At 70.7% G+C, this 14,665-nt stretch carries 11 protein-coding genes; 8 read left to right on the forward strand and 3 right to left on the reverse strand.

Features of this window, described 5'->3' with window-relative positions:
* Positions 1–15 precede the first annotated feature (15 nt).
* Positions 16–1,011 (reverse strand): Acg family FMN-binding oxidoreductase, encoded by a 996-nt coding sequence (locus PVK74_RS03730; RefSeq protein ID WP_069090147.1) that lies wholly within the window; start codon positions 1,009–1,011, stop codon positions 16–18.
* Positions 1,012–1,117: 106 nt separating this feature from the next.
* The gene (locus PVK74_RS03735) at positions 1,118–2,341 is read right to left on the reverse strand and encodes a PucR family transcriptional regulator (protein ID WP_043324720.1); all 1,224 of its coding nucleotides are present in this window, start codon (positions 2,339–2,341) and stop codon (positions 1,118–1,120) included.
* 83 nt (positions 2,342–2,424) lie between these two features.
* Between PVK74_RS03735 and PVK74_RS03740 the strand changes: the two genes are divergently transcribed.
* From PVK74_RS03740 to PVK74_RS03770, 7 genes are all read left to right on the forward strand, one after another.
* On the forward strand, positions 2,425–3,516 hold the full coding sequence (locus PVK74_RS03740; protein WP_166456498.1) for a ferredoxin reductase: 1,092 nt from the start codon (positions 2,425–2,427) through the stop codon (positions 3,514–3,516).
* A 14-nt stretch (positions 3,517–3,530) separates the two neighbouring features.
* Positions 3,531–4,670 carry a fatty acid desaturase family protein gene (locus tag PVK74_RS03745; protein ID WP_043324718.1) on the forward strand — a complete coding sequence of 380 codons (1,140 nt, stop codon included), beginning with the start codon at positions 3,531–3,533 and terminating at the stop codon, positions 4,668–4,670.
* A 194-nt stretch (positions 4,671–4,864) separates the two neighbouring features.
* Positions 4,865–6,211, forward strand: coding sequence for a glycosyltransferase family 4 protein (locus PVK74_RS03750; RefSeq protein ID WP_274479246.1), 1,347 nt, complete (start codon positions 4,865–4,867; stop codon positions 6,209–6,211).
* 432 nt (positions 6,212–6,643) lie between these two features.
* Positions 6,644–7,846 carry an alanine--tRNA ligase-related protein gene (locus PVK74_RS03755; protein ID WP_274478191.1) on the forward strand — a complete coding sequence of 401 codons (1,203 nt, stop codon included), beginning with the start codon at positions 6,644–6,646 and terminating at the stop codon, positions 7,844–7,846.
* Positions 7,847–7,991: 145 nt separating this feature from the next.
* Positions 7,992–9,455: an ATP-binding protein gene (locus PVK74_RS03760; RefSeq protein ID WP_274478192.1), complete on the forward strand. Its 1,464-nt coding sequence runs from the start codon at positions 7,992–7,994 to the stop codon at positions 9,453–9,455.
* A gap of 16 nt (positions 9,456–9,471) precedes the next feature.
* The gene (locus tag PVK74_RS03765) at positions 9,472–11,292 is read left to right on the forward strand and encodes an acyl-CoA dehydrogenase (RefSeq protein ID WP_274478193.1); all 1,821 of its coding nucleotides are present in this window, start codon (positions 9,472–9,474) and stop codon (positions 11,290–11,292) included.
* 624 nt (positions 11,293–11,916) lie between these two features.
* Complete coding sequence (locus PVK74_RS03770) at positions 11,917–12,867, forward strand: hypothetical protein (protein WP_274478194.1); 951 nt, start codon at positions 11,917–11,919, stop codon at positions 12,865–12,867.
* Positions 12,868–13,194: 327 nt separating this feature from the next.
* Here the strand turns inward: PVK74_RS03770 and PVK74_RS31185 are convergent, their stop codons facing one another.
* The gene (locus PVK74_RS31185; RefSeq protein WP_396797334.1) at positions 13,195–13,464 is read right to left on the reverse strand and encodes a DUF6953 family protein; all 270 of its coding nucleotides are present in this window, start codon (positions 13,462–13,464) and stop codon (positions 13,195–13,197) included.
* 318 nt (positions 13,465–13,782) lie between these two features.
* Here PVK74_RS31185 and PVK74_RS03775 point away from each other — a divergent pair, with 318 nt between their 5' ends.
* Entirely contained in the window at positions 13,783–14,646 is an 864-nt protein-coding gene (locus PVK74_RS03775) for a hypothetical protein (protein ID WP_274478196.1), read from the forward strand.
* The last annotated feature ends 19 nt before the right edge of the window (positions 14,647–14,665 follow it).

Below are 14,665 nucleotides of genomic sequence, written 5' to 3' on the forward strand. Positions count from 1 at the left end.
TCGTAGAGGCCGGAGTCAGTCCACCACCTCGATGACGTCGCCCGGCGCGCGGCGCGGCGCCGGCGGCAGCTCGGCCTCCGGGCCCCAGCCGACCCGCACGATCAGGTACGGGCTGCCGATGCCGGCGAGCAGGTCACGCATCATCCGGCGCGGCCAGGCCAGCTCGACGGCGTCGCTGAGCGGTGCGCTGGCCAGCCCTTCGGCGGTGGCGGTGAGCAACAGCGCCGACAGCGCCTCGCCGCCGCGCAGCCAGGCGGCCGGCTCGTCGTCCTCACCGAACAGGATCAGGTACGCCGCGCCGCGGTCGAAGTCCGTGCCCGCGCTGAGGCCGGCCGCCCCGCCGGGCGCGTAGTCGCGCAGCGGCACCCGCCGTGGGGAGGGCCGCACGGCGGTGGCTGCGGGCACGCCGTCGCCGCTGCCCGCCGGCCGGTTGGTCCACCGGTTCAGCTCCTCCCGGTACGCGGGGTCGGCCAGCTCCGCCTCGGCGGCGCGGCCGGTGGACACGGCGAGCATCGGCATCTGGTCCGGCCGGACCACGTGCAGGTGGGCGCCCTCTGCCTCGACGGCGTCCCCGAGCCGGGCCAGCACCGCCTCCGGCACCGGCCGGTCGCCGTACGCCCGCCGGTCGGTGCGGCGGCGCGGGATCGCGTCGACGAGCCGGCCCGCCGGCACGTCCAGGTCGATCGGGCCGGTCGTGCGGATCCGGGCCAGCAACGACGGGTCGGACGGGTCGGGCAGCCGCTCGACCACCGCCGCCCAGCCGAACGCCGCCAGCGACACGCGCGCGTGGTGCAGGGCGGCGCCGCAGCTCAGCATCAGCAGCCGGCCGTCCGGGTCGGTGTGCGTGAGCTGCCGATCCGGGTCGCCGCGCAGCTCCAGCGCGTCCGCGGTGATCCGCCAGCGCCAGGGCTGGGTGTTGAACACCGACGGGGCGTGCAGGGACTGCCGGGCGGCCGCCTCCAGCACCCGTACCCTCGGGTCCTGGCCGGTGCGGGTCGGTGTGCTGTTCATGGCGGCCCTCCTGGTTGCTCGTCCCCTTCCGACCCTGCCCGCCGCCGTCGCGGGCGGACAGGGCCGGAGGTCCCGGCCGCACCGGGCCGTGCGCCCCGGCGCGGCGTCAGGCGGCGTCCGGCTCCGGGGGTACGGCCAGCGCGATCGTGAGGTCGAGGACGGCGGCGGGGTCGAGCAGCCGGTCGCCGAACAGCTCACGGAGCTTGCCCATCCGGTAGCGGACGGTCTGCGGATGCACGAACAGGTCGGCGGCCACGTCGTCGCGGCGTCCCTGGTGCAGCAGCCACGACCGCAGCGTCTCGGCCAGCCGGTGCGCGGTGGCCGGGGGCAGCGCGGCCAGCGGCGCGAGGGCCTGCGCGCGCAGGTCGGCCAGGGCCTCCGGGTCCATGCTGAGCAGCAGCGTGGCCAGGTGACGCTCGGTGTCGACAGGTCCGGCGTCCGGCTCGCCGAGGCCGAGCGCGAGCGCCCGGGTGGCCCGCTGGTACGACGCGGCGACCCGGTGCCAGGGGCGGGCCGGGCCGAGCACCGCCCGGTGCCCGTGCAGCAGCCGGGTGAGCTGGCGGCGCCGGCCGCCGTGCATGTCCGGCACCAGCAGTACGGCCAGCTCCTCGACCGGGTTCATGCCGGGCAGGTCCTCGCCGCTCTCCAGCGTGTGCGGGCTGAGCAGCGCCAGCACGGCGCGCAGGTGCCGGCGGGGCAGCAGCACCACCGTCAGCGTCTGCGGCGGCGGCCAGTCGGCGCGCTCCGCGCTGCGCCGCAGCGACTCCTCCGGCTCACCGGCCAGCAACTGCTGGGTGAGCCGTTCCAGGCTGCGGCGGCGCATCCGGCCGGCGCTGGCCAGCTCGTCGGCGTGCCCGGCCACGCTCGCCGCGGACAGCTCGTCGATGTACGCGAACATCAGCTCGGCGAACTCGGCCACCGTCTCGGCGGCGAGCCCGCTGCGCACCGTCGTGGTGGACACCTCACGCCAGGCCACCCGGGCGCCCACCCGGTACGCGGCCAGCAGCGCGTCCATGCTGCGCCCCGAGCGGGCCTCACCGCTGCCCAGCGCGTACGCGGCCTCCAGCGCCGGGGCCAGGGGAGTGCTCGGGTCGAACGCCTGGGTACCCTCGATGAGCTGGAGGAACGTGCCGAGCGCGATGCGTACCGCGTTTTCGATCTTCGCCCGCATGGCGCCGGTGAGCGCGCCGGAGTAGTCCGGCACCTCGGCGGTGATCGCGGAGACGGTCCGTTCGGCGACCATCGGCAGCCGGTCGCGCAGCGTCGCGGCCATGCCGGCCTCGAGGTTGAGGTGCGCGGCGCGCTGCCCAGTGCCGGCCTCCAACGTCATGTTGTTCCCTCCGAACAAAAACCCGCGACCTTTTCACCTTTGCTGGTCAAGATGTTATGCGATCGGGCGGTCACGCTGGTCATATGACCACAACTGCCTCCCGCCGCCCTCAGAAGGTCACCTTCCGGGACAGGCTGCTGCGGCTGGCCGGAACGGTCACCACGCCGGTGCTGCCCGACGACTATCTCGACCTGATCGCGCCGCTGCGCGCCGGCGCCCCGCTGCGCGGCCGGATCGTCGCCGTCCGCCCGGAGACCCGGGACGCGGCCACGCTGGTGATCCAGCCCGGCCGCGCCTGGCAGGGCCACCTGCCCGGGCAGTACATCCGCCTCGGCGTCGACGTCGACGGCGTGCGCCAGTGGCGCGCGTACTCGGTCACCTCCGCGCCGGACGCCCCCGACGGCCGGATCAGCGTCACCGTGAAGGCCATCCCCGACGGCAAGGTCAGCAACCACCTCGTCCGCCGGCTCCGGCCCGGCACGCTGATCCACCTCGACCAGGCACAGGGCGACTTCGTGCTCCCGAGCGCGACGCCCGAGCGGGTCCTGTTCCTCACCGCCGGCAGCGGCATCACCCCGGTCATGGGGATGCTGCGCTCCGGGCTGGCCGACCGGGCCGACGTGGTGCTCGTGCACTCCGCGCCCACCCGCGACGACGTCATCTTCGGTACGGAACTGCGCGGGCTCGCCGACCGCGGCGCGCTGCGGCTGGTCGAGCGGCACACCGACACCGACGGCCTGCTCGACGTCGCCGAACTCGCCGCCCTGGTGCCCGACCACCTCGACCGCGAGGCGTGGGCCTGCGGCCCGATCGGCATGCTCGACGCGGTCGAGGGGTACTGGTCCTCGAACGGCCTCGTCGAACGGTTGCACACCGAGCGGTTCCGCCCGACGGTGATCACGCCGGGCGAGGGAGGCACGGTGACCTTCACCGGAGCAGGGGTGACCGTCGAGTCCGACGGCGCCACCACCCTGCTCGACGCGGGGGAGAACGCCGGAGTGCTGATGCCTTCCGGGTGCCGGATGGGCATCTGCTTCGGCTGCGTCGTACCGCTGCGCCAGGGCGCCGTCCGTGACCTGCGCAACGGCGACGTCACCACTGCCGTACCGGGGGACGGCGTGCTCGTCCAGACGTGCGTGTCGGCCGCCGCCGGTACCTGCGACATCGATCTCTGACAGGAGCCACCCACGTGACCGTCATCCAGAAGAAGGCCGTCAACCCGATCGCCCACCTGAGCGCCGAGGACATCGAGATCATCGGCAAGGAGTTGGACGCGATCCGGGACCGGGTCCTCGCCGACCGGGGGGAGCGGGACGCCCGCTACATCCGCAAGGTGGTCAAGACCCAGCGGACACTGGAGATGAGCAGTCGCGCGGTGCTGTTGTTCTCGCTGTTCCCGCCGGCCTGGATCGTCGGCACGGCCGGCCTCACGGTCGCCAAGATCCTGGAGAACATGGAGATCGGGCACAACGTCCTGCACGGCCAGTGGGACTGGATGCGCGACCCGAAGATCCACTCCACCACCTGGGAGTGGGACCACGTCTCCCCGGCCGACCAGTGGAAGCAGTCGCACAACGAGCTGCACCACCGCTACACCAACGTCGTAGGCAAGGACAACGACCTCGGCTACGGCATCATGCGCGTCGACGAGGACCAGCCGTGGCACCCGATGCACCTCGGCCAGCCGCTCTGGAACCTGATCAACGCCATGTTCTTCGAGTACGGCATCGCCGCGTACGACATGGAACTCGGCGACCACCTCAAGCAGCGCAAGCTCAAGGACCCGAAGTTCCGCGCCAAGGCCCGCGCCGTCGGCCGCAAGATCCGCCGCCAGGTGCTCAAGGACTACGTGGTGCACCCGCTGCTGTCCGGCCCCTCGTTCCTGACCACGCTCGCCGCCACGTTCACCGCGAACCTGCTGCGCAACGTGTGGAGCCACTCGGTGATCATGTGCGGGCACTTCCCCAACGGCGTGGAGACGTTCGAGAAGACCTCCATCGAGGGCGAGACGCGCGGCGAGTGGTACCTGCGCCAGATGCTCGGCTCGGCCAACATCAGCGGCAGCCGGCTGCTGCACATCATGACCGGCAACCTGTCGTACCAGATCGAGCACCACCTCTTCCCCGACCTGCCCAGCAACCGCTACCAGGAGATCGCGCCGCAGGTACGCGCGCTGTTCGACAGGTACGGCCTGCACTACACCACCGGCCCCCTGCCCAAGCAGGTCGCCTCCGCGTGGTGGAAGGTCATCCGCCTGTCGCTGCCCAACCGCAACGACAGCCGGCAGCCGGTCGCCCCGGCCCCGCTGGTCTCCTCCGGCACGGCCTGACCGCGACCGTTCGGTGCACGGCCGGTGAACTTCCACCGGCCGGCACCCGACCAGCCGCTGCACAGTCGGAATCCGCCCAGCTCAGAGCGGTCTTCGCGGCCGTCGTGACAGCCCCGCGTCCCCGTACACTCGCGCCCGTTGCGGGTGTACGGGTGAAGGGGTGTTCGACGATGCGACTCCGCCGGCGCGTGGTCATGCTCGTCGACAACGCGGTCGAGGGTGACTCGCGGGTGCAGAAGACGGCCCGCTCGGCCGCCGACGCCGGCTGGCACGTCACGCTGATCGGCTGCGCCCACGTCGACGCCGAACGCCGCTGGCGGCTCGGCGACGCCGAGGTACGCGTCCTGCCGCTCGCCGCCGTTGCCGCCTCGGGCCGTGACGCTGGTTCACGCGACGGCTCCGGGCTGCGCGGCGTGTCCGGGCTGCGCGGTGTGTCCGGGCTGCGAGCTCGGCTGGTGGCCCGGGGCGGACTGCCGTTGCGCGCGGCGCGGCTGGCCCGCCGGCCCGTCGAGCACGCCGAGGTCCGTTTCTGGCGGGCCCGGCTGCGCGACGGGGCCTGGCGGCGGCTGGAGCCGGGCCTCTGGGACTACGAACGGGTCGCCGGACCGGTCGTCGACGACCTGCGCCCCGACCTGATCCACGCGCACGACTTCCGGATGCTCGGCGTCGCCGCCCGCGCCGTGGACCGCGCCCGCGCCGCCGGACGCGACGTCAAGCTGGTCTGGGACGCGCACGAGTGGCTGCCCGGCGCGCGGCCGCGCCGGGACAACGCCCGCTGGCTGCCCGCCCACCTCGGTTACGTCCGCGAGTACGTCGGTCACGCCGACGCGGTCGTCACCGTCTCCGACACGCTCGCCGACCTGCTGGTACGCGACCACGCCCTGCCCGAACGCCCGACCGTGATCCTCAACGCCCCGATCGCCGCCACCACGGAGACATCCGCTCCCGATCTGCGGAAGCGCTGCGGTCTGCCACCGGACACGCCGCTGCTGGTCTACAGCGGGGCGATGGCCGTGCAGCGCGGCGTGGACACGGTGGTCGAGGCGTTGCCGCTGCTGCCCGGCGTACACCTGGCGCTTGTCGTCGCCGACCCGGCCGCCGCCTACGTCCGCCAGGTCGTCGCCCGGGCGGCCCGGCACGGGGTGGGGGACCGGGTGCACGTGCTGCCGTACGTGCCGCACCGCCAGCTCGTCGCGTTCCTCGCCACCGCCGACATCGGGCTGATCCCGCTGCACCACTGGCCCAACCACGAGATCGCGCTGATCACCAAGTTCTTCGAGTACGCGCACGCGCGGCTGCCGATCGTGGTCAGCGACGTCCGCACCATGGCCGAGACGGTCCGCGCCACCGGGCAGGGCGAGGTGTTCCGTGCCCGCGATGCCGCCGACCTGGCCCGCGCAGTGCGGGCGGTGCTCGCGGATCCGGCCCGTTACCGCGCCGCGTACGAGGGTGAGGACTCCCCGCTCCCGGGGTGGACGTGGGAGGCGCAGGCCGAACGCCTCGACGTCCTCTACCGCCGCCTGCTCACCCCCATCCGCTGACGCCCACCGCCCACCGCCCGCTCGGGTGGAACACCATGGGTGTCTCCGGCCCGTTTTGACACCCATGGCGTTCCACCCGCACCCCGGGGGCGGCATGGTCAACTCCAGCTCGGCGAAGTGGCGGCATCCGAGGGGCGCCGACCCCGCCATTTCGGGGGAGTGGTGTTGATCATGGGCGGGCGGGCGGGCGCGAGGGCGGGGACGCCCCGGAAAAGGGGTGGGCGGGACAGGGGCGGCCGGGCTAGCGTCGAGGTATGCAGAGCAGGCGCAGCCTTACCGCCGCGGCCGCGCGAGCTTCCCGCTCGCCGGTTGCCGCCGCCTGACCTGCCCCACACCCACGCCGGCGACCGGAAACGGTCCGCCGGCGTCGTCGTGTCGACGCCAACGCGCGCGGCGGGCCGTCCGGTCACCCGTACCCGGAAGGCATCCGCCATGACACCCGACGACATCACCCGGACGTTCCTCGACCACTACCACCGGCACGACCATCAGCGTGCGCCGGAGAGCTCACTCATTCCGCCGCCCGGTGACCCGGTGCTGTTCACCACGTCCGGCATGCACCCGCTCACGCCGTACCTGCTGGGGCGCCCGCACCCGGGCGGACGGCGACTGGCGAACGTGCAGCGGTGCCTGCGCACCACGGACCTGGACGAGGTCGGTGACGACACCCACCTGACCGTGTTCCAGATGCTCGGCTCCTGGTCGCTCGGCGACTACGACATCGTGACCAGCCTGCGGTGGGGCTTCGACCTGCTCACCGACGGGTTCGGCATCCCGGTGGAGAGGCTGCACGCCACGGTCTTCGGCGGCGGCAACGGTGAAGGGCCGGACGACACCGCGCGGGACACCTGGTCCGGGCTCGGCGTGCCGGTGGAGCCGCTGGGCGAGGACAACTGGTGGTCGAACGGCCCGACCGGCCCCTGCGGACCGGACTCGGAGATCTTCGTGTGGACCGGCGACGGCCCGCCCATCGGCACACCCAGCACCGACGAGCGCTGGGTGGAGGTGTGGAACCACGTGCAGATGCGCTACCACAGGCACCCCGACGGCCGGCTCACGCCGCTGCCGCACTCCAGCATCGACACCGGCATGGGCCTGGAACGGCTGGAGATGGTGCTGCGCGGCAATCGGTCCGTGTTCACCGGCGACGGGCTGCGCCGGTGGGTGGACGAGGTAGGCAACTGGGGCCTGCGCGGCACGGACCTGCGCGTGGTCTCCGACCACCTGCGGTCCGCGGTGGTCGTGCTCGGTGACGGGGTACGCCCCGGCAACACCGGCCGCGGGTACGTGCTGCGGCGGCTGCTGCGCCGCACGCTCACCGTGCTGTGGCGCGACGACCCGGCGCGCAGCCTCGACGGGCTGCCGCCCGAGCTGTACGCGGACACGCTGCGCCGCTTCCGTCAGCTGCCCGATCCGGGCACGCCGCCCGGCGAGCGACCGGTCGACGTCGGCTCGCTGCACGCCACGCTGGTGGACGAGGAAAGTCGCTTCCGCGGGCTGCTGCGACGCGGACGGCCGCTCGTGGACCGGGTACGGGAGCGTGGCCCGCTGACCGAGCGCGACTACCACTGGCTGCACGACACCCACGGGCTGCCCCGCGACCTGGTCGACGGCCTGCTCGCCGAGACGAGCTGAGCAGCGGCCGGGGGAGCGGGCCGGGCGGGCACCAGCCGGGGAGCAGCAGCCGGCTCAGCGGTGGCCGCCCGGCCGGGCCGGTGCCAGACTCGGAGGCGGACGCCACGCGAGGGAAGCGGACGCCGCCGTGAGGAGAGGGCAGCCGATGACCGAGGTACGGCCGGACGAGGAGACGGTGCCGCTGCTCGGCGCCGAGGTGCGCATCGCCGACGCGGCGGGGCTGCTCGCCGCCGCCGTCGACGGGCCGGTGGAGCTGATGGTCGACGGCGACTTCCCGGCCCCGGTGCGGGAGGTGCTCTGCACCGTGCGCGCCGACACCGCGCACGGGCAGCCGGCGCACCGCTTCGAGGCGTACCTGCGGGTGGAGAGCACGCCGGCGGGCCTGCTCGCTCTCGGTCTGGCCGGGCCGGTCGGCGTGCTGCTCGCCGAGCGGCTGGCCGCCCGCGGCGGCGACGGCCCGGCCGCCGCGGTGGGCCGGATGGCCGCGGAGGCCGGACGGCGGATCTGGCCGCGACCGGTCGCCACGCTCGCCGCGCCGCCCGGCGACGAGGCCGGCCGGGAGGTGCTGCGCGTGGCCCGGGAAGCCGGGCTGCGGCCCCGCGTCGACCAGGACAACGGCACGGTACGCATCCACGCCGACGTACCAAGCGCCGACGTGGGTCCGGCGCACCTGACGGCGATGCTCGGCCTGCTGCTCCAGGCCGTACGCGAGTTGTCCGGCGACAGCGACGAGCCGACCGTGCTGCGCGGACGGACGTACGTCGTGGGGCGGCGACCGGTGACGACGGCGGCCGGGCCGCGCAGCGCGACCGTGACCCTCGACCAGGTCGGCGGCCTGTCCGACGTGGTCGCGCAGTTCCGCGAGGTGGCGGTGTCGTTCCGGCACCCGGCGGCGATGGCCCGCTGGGGGGCGCGCCGGCCGCAGGGCATCCTGATGTACGGGCCGCCCGGCACCGGCAAGACCATGCTGGCCCGGGCCCTCGCGAACGAGATCGGCGCGGACTTCGTGGAGATCCGCACCCCGGAGATCCTGGACAAGTACCTCGGCGGCTCGGAACGCAACATCAAGCGCATCTTCCGGGAGGCGCGCCGCTACCGGCGGCCCACCGTGATGCTGTTCGACGAGTTCGACTCGATCATCAGCTACGCCGGGGCGGGCGGCGACGCGGCGAGCCAGGCCGTCAACGCCGTCGCGGGCATCTTCAAGCAGGAGATGAACACGCTGTTCGAGGAGAACCCCGACGTCATCGTGGTGGCCACCACCAACTTTCCGCACCGCGTCGACGCCTCGCTGATCCGCTCCGGCCGCTTCGACCTGAAGATCGCCATTCCGGCGCCGGACGAGACCGGACGCGCGGAGATCCTCACCAAGATGATCCGCGAGCTGATCGACAAGCACGAGCGGCCGGGATTTCGGATGTTCGCCGACGACCTCGACCCGGCCGCTCTCGCCGCCGACACGGCCGGGCTGACCGGCGCGGACCTTCGCGAGGCGCTGCGCCGGGTGCAACTCGCCAAGGCGCTCCGGGAAGCGGCGGAGGGTGCGCCGCCGGCTCCGATCGGTCAGGATGACGTGCGGGAGGCCGTCGCCGGGTTGCGCCGCGGCTGACCGGAAGGAGTCCACGTTGTCCTCGTCCGATCTGCTGCTGTCCCGCCGCGACCTCACGTTCCTGCTGCACGACTGGCTGGACGTGACCCGGCTGACCGAGCGCCCCCGCTACGCCGAGCACACCAGGGAGACCGTCGACGCGGTGCTGGACCTCGCCGCCCAGGTGGCCGCCGAGCGCTTCGCCCCGCACAACCGGGCCGCCGACACCAGCGAGCCCACGTTCGACGGGCAGCGCGTACGGACCATCCCGCAGGTCAAGGCCGCGCTGGAGGCGTTCGCCGAGACCGGGCTGCTCGCCGCCACCATGGACGAGTCGGTCGGCGGCCTGCAACTGCCGCACACGGTGGCCGCCGCCGCGTTCGCCTGGTTCCAGGCCGCCAACGTGGGCACGTCCGCGTACCCGATGCTCACCCTCGGCAACGCCAACCTGCTGCTCGCCCACGGCAGCGCCGAGCAGATCGACACCTGGGTACGCCCCATGGTCGAGGGCCGGTTCTTCGGCACCATGTGCCTGTCCGAACCGCAGGCCGGCAGTTCCCTGACCGACCTCACCACGCGGGCCGAGCCGCAGGACGACGGCACCTACCGGATCGTCGGCACCAAGATGTGGATCTCCGGCGGCGACCACGAGCTCGCCGAGAACATCGTCCACCTGGTGCTTGCCCGCATCCCCGGCGCGCCGGCCGGCGTGAAGGGCCTGTCGCTGTTCATCGTGCCGAAGACGCTGCTCGACGACGACGGCAACCTCGGGCCGCGCAACGACGTGGTGCTGGTCGGCCTCAACCACAAGCTCGGCTACCGGGGCACCACCAACACGCTGCTCAACTTCGGCGAGGGCGTGCACCGGCCGTACGGGCGGGCCGGGGCGGTCGGCTACCTGGTGGGGCAGCCGCACCAGGGGCTCGCGGTGATGTTCCACATGATGAACGAGGCGCGCATCGGCATCGGCGCCGGCGCCACCGCGCTCGGCTACACCGCGTACCTGAAGTCCGTCGCGTACGCCCGGCAGCGCCCGCAGGGCCGCCCGGTCGCCGACAAGGACCCCACCACGCCGCAGGTGCCGATCGTGGCCCACCCCGACGTACGCCGGATGCTGCTGGCCCAGAAGAGCTACGTCGAGGGCGCGCTCGCGCTGGTGCTCTACTGCGGACGGCTGCTCGACGAGCAGAAGACCGCGCCCGCCGAGGCCGACCGCGAACGGGCGCAGCTGCTGCTGGACCTGCTCACCCCGATCACCAAGAGCTGGCCGGCGCAGTGGTGCCTGGCCGCCAACGACCTGGCCATCCAGGTGCACGGCGGGTACGGCTACACCCGCGACTACGACGTCGAGCAGCACTGGCGCGACAACCGGCTCAACGCCATCCACGAGGGCACCCACGGCATCCAGGCCCTCGACCTGCTCGGCCGCAAGGTCACCATGCGCGACGGCGCCGCGCTGGAACTCCTGCTGGAGACGATCCGCGGCACGATCAGCCGGGCGTGGAAGGCCGACGGGTTCGCCTCCGAGCTGGCCGGACAGCTCGCCGCCGCGGTCGACCGGATCGCCGTGGTGACGCGGCGGTTGTGGGCACCGGGCGATCCGGAGCTGGCGCTGGCGAACGCCTCGGTCTACCTGGAGGCGGTCGGGCACGTGGTGATCGCGTGGATGTGGCTGGAGCAGGTGCTCGCGGTGGAGGCGCTGGGGTCACCGGACGGGGCCGAGGGGGAGTTCCTGGCGGGGAAGAGGCAGGCGGCGCGGTACTTCTACAGGTGGGAGTTGCCGAAGGTGGGCGCGCAGTTCGACCTGCTGGAAGGGCTGGACCGGACCACGCTGGACATGCGGGAAAGCTGGTTCTGAGCTGCTCAGGGTTGCGTGAGGCCGACGGATGCCATCACCACCAGAGCCATTGCGCACCGTGTCGGCGTTGCCGGGTGTTCGAGACGGTGTCGGCCCCCCGGTTACCACGGTGCTCCTTCGCGGCGTTGCGGCATGCGGCTTTCGCGGCCTGACGCTACCTGCTGGTCAGACGGAGTCGATGAACCAGCGCGGTAGGCCTCGCCGCCGACCAGTGACCGCAGGCCGGCTCGCGGGGCCATGCGGACCGTCTTGGTCCGTACGAGGCATGGTCGCGTCTTTCGGAGCCGCGGGCGCAGCCACCCGGGGGGAACGAGCCTAGGCTGTGCGTCATGGAAGGGATGGCGGTGCTCCTGCTGTGCCCCTGCGTGTTCTTTGTGTTGCTGTTCTTCGCCGCGACCGTGATCCTCTGGTTTCAGACCAAGCCGAGCGGCCGGTAGCTGAATCGGCCGTCGGAAGGTGTGGCTTCCGACCCGAACCGGAGCCGGTTCTTCAGCAGGTTCAGAAGTTGCCGGCACAGCCGCTCGTTCGGCGAGCATGGCGCGCTGATCGCGGCAGATGAGTGCACCACGCCTTAGCGGTCGCACGCCACCGGCCCCACGCGGCTGACCCCGTATCCTGATCGATATGACGTTGCGGCAGCACCCTCCTGACGACATCATCAACCGACTGGGCGAGATCGCAAGCCTGTTCGTTGCCTGCCGTGATGCCTTCTTCGAGACGGCCGACCGTTTCCATTGGACGCCGGCGCAGCGATCCCCTGCAGCACATGCTGCGGCGGAGCTTCCCTCGCCAGACCCCGCGGTCAAAGAGCCGCGAGGAGAGACCGGCCATAGGCTAATCGCGGAGGTCGTGCAGACCTACCTACTCACAGCGAGCGGCCACCTCGGCGGGCTCGCCAGCCTTTATGCGAGCTGTGAGGTCATCTTCCCGACGCCACCGCTCATCCGTTCAACCATCGAGAACTGTGCACACGCTGTGTGGGTACTCGGGGAAGACCCCAACGAATCGTCCGAGAACAGGCTTGCCCGCGCCTACCTTGAGGAACTCGTGAGCGCGGAAGAGGCGAAGAAGAACGCCGGTCGGATGCGCGCCAAGACGCACCCAAGTCACCTGCTGGCCGACGGGCACTACACAGCCCTGAAGGGTGAGATCATCGCTCGCTTTCCCGGCACCACCACAGCCACCCTGGGGAACCGGACCTTGAACGGACAGACCCTACCCAACCTGGAAGCTGCCGTTCGCTGGATGTACGAACTGACCCAGAGCTACGGCGGGACAATCGACGGTCGTGCGGGGACCGGAATCTACGGCTTTCTGTCCAACATGACTCACCCGACCCTCTACCCTGCCCGGCAACGACGCGAATGGGTTGAGGACCTAGTGACAGGCCACAAGGTGGCCTACCTTCGTGTCGGCTTGGGTTCCGCTGAGAACACGGCGAGGGCAGCAATCGCCGCGTTCTACAACGCCCTCACCTACACAACGTCCTACTTCGGCTGGCCCACCGCAATCATTGATGAACTAACCGCCAAGATCGAGGAGACCATGCCCACGTTCTTCGTGCCACAGGACTGAGGACCGCTCCGTGTCGTGGATCTCTGACCACGTACGGCCCGGCCGGGTCTCAATAACTCTGTCGACAACCCGAAGCTGCCGAGCACGTCACGGCGTCACACGATGCGACTCCTCCGTTGGCCAGACCGTCGCACCCACGGCGGCAGATCCGAACGCTGGCCGTCTCAACCGCGCATCAGCGTTCATCGAGGTTGCCCTGCTTACCCGACAGTCTGACCCACGGCCCGGCGCCGAACCCGTCATCGGGGTCGGCGCGGTGGCGTGGCTAGTCGAAGTCTCCAAAGGCGGAGGAAGCCGCGTGCACTGCTTAGGCAACTTCGCGAGTTCTTATTGTTGACGTCCTGGCGCATCGCTAGGTTCTCTCGGTCGCCACATCCGATGTTCCCTATCCCAAACGACCGAGCCGTTAGTTAAGTTTCTAAATGCCCTAAGTACCGGTCGGGCGATAGCAATGTTTCCATTTTCGTTGTCGTAAACAAAGGCGTCGCCAAACTCGCGCAGTATGACCTCAACGGCATCGTCTTGATACAACACCCCGTTCGTTCGCACTTGACGAGCCATCCAGGTGGCGACGGTTGCGGTTGTTACTGCATCCATTGCGGCATTCTAGCAGGAAATCTCGATGCATCAGCAGATCGCAAGTCCAGCCTGGCTAGTTTCGGCAGGCGCTGCCATGTTGCTTGCTAGTCGAGGCGACAATTCGCTCATTTGAAGCAGAGCCACACGAATTCGCGCTATTTCCCCGTTCGCCTCCCGAGCAGGCACCTAACTCGGCACTACCGCCATGGCGCCCGTTGTCGGCGGCCCGGCCGACACAATCACGCTAAGGCGTCCGCGCCACCCCACCTTGGTTGAGCTATCCTCTCTGACGTGCGCTGTTACCTTATCGCAGAACATCCCACAGACTTGTCTGCCGTGCGCGCCGTGCTGTCGGATCTTGATGTGGATGTCGTTGAGCCGGCTCGCGCCTTCGATAGCACGCCCCAGGCGGGACGCGGCTGGCTTCCAGATGTGGACTTTGTGTGCGCAATTTTTCCCGCTGAACATGGCTGGGAAACGCCGGCCGCTATGTATCTGGAGATCGGCCAAGCTGTTGGTGCTGACCTACCCATATTGTTGGTCGCTGAGCCACCACGTCGCCTGGATCCGGCGCTATTCTCGCTACCGGTTGCCCGTGTACCTACCACCAATAAGGCTGCGCTGACGAGCCAAATCAACCTGTTTCTGCGCTCGGTCGGACGTCCGTCCGCCGGCGTGGCCACATCCCGTCTTGTGGATGCCGCCGAGCTTGGCTCCATTCGAGAGGAACTGGCTGGGCTTCGCGAGGGGTTCTCGCTCACTGGCGGGAGGATGGCTCAAGCAAGCGGCATGCGCCTTGAGCAAATCGCCCTACGCCTATTGAGAGCTGCTGGCGCCGAGGCTCAAGAGACCACAGGAACCGATGGGATCGGCGACATCGCCGCCTGGGTGCCTGGAACAGAGAAGTTCATCCCGGGACCTCTGCTTGTCGAGGTAAAGATAGTGCGGATACCGCAAATCGACAGAGCCGTTCTAGACCAACTGCAACTCTACGCCTTAACACGAGATGCACAATGGTCCATATTACTCTATTACAGGTGGGATCGCGATCATAGGGTCCGGGTGCCAAGGGGCGGAACTTGGCCAACGGTGATGGTCTTTGATATCGAAGAGCTGGCGTCGAATATGCGACAGAAGACGCTCGCGCAGGTTCTCAACAATGAGCGCAACTCTCTCGTGCACGGACTAGGTCGCCAGTGATCCCCTTCTTTCAAGCGCG

Source organism: Micromonospora chalcea (assembly GCF_028768405.1).
GTDB lineage: Bacteria > Actinomycetota > Actinomycetes > Mycobacteriales > Micromonosporaceae > Micromonospora > Micromonospora chalcea.

Bases quoted from the DNA above. Each gene is read 5' to 3' on its own strand.
- PVK74_RS03760 (WP_274478192.1), top strand. From the start codon at position 7,992: ATGACCGAGGTACGGCCGGACGAGGAGACGGTGCCGCTGCTCGGCGCC.
- PVK74_RS03740 (WP_166456498.1), top strand. From the start codon at position 2,425: ATGACCACAACTGCCTCCCGCCGCCCTCAGAAGGTCACCTTCCGGGAC.
- PVK74_RS03755 (WP_274478191.1), top strand. From the start codon at position 6,644: ATGACACCCGACGACATCACCCGGACGTTCCTCGACCACTACCACCGG.
- PVK74_RS03730 (WP_069090147.1), bottom strand. From the start codon at position 1,011: ATGAACAGCACACCGACCCGCACCGGCCAGGACCCGAGGGTACGGGTG.
- PVK74_RS03770 (WP_274478194.1), top strand. From the start codon at position 11,917: ATGACGTTGCGGCAGCACCCTCCTGACGACATCATCAACCGACTGGGC.
- PVK74_RS31185 (WP_396797334.1), bottom strand. From the start codon at position 13,464: ATGGATGCAGTAACAACCGCAACCGTCGCCACCTGGATGGCTCGTCAA.
- PVK74_RS03750 (WP_274479246.1), top strand. From the start codon at position 4,865: ATGCTCGTCGACAACGCGGTCGAGGGTGACTCGCGGGTGCAGAAGACG.
- PVK74_RS03735 (WP_043324720.1), bottom strand. From the start codon at position 2,341: ATGACGTTGGAGGCCGGCACTGGGCAGCGCGCCGCGCACCTCAACCTC.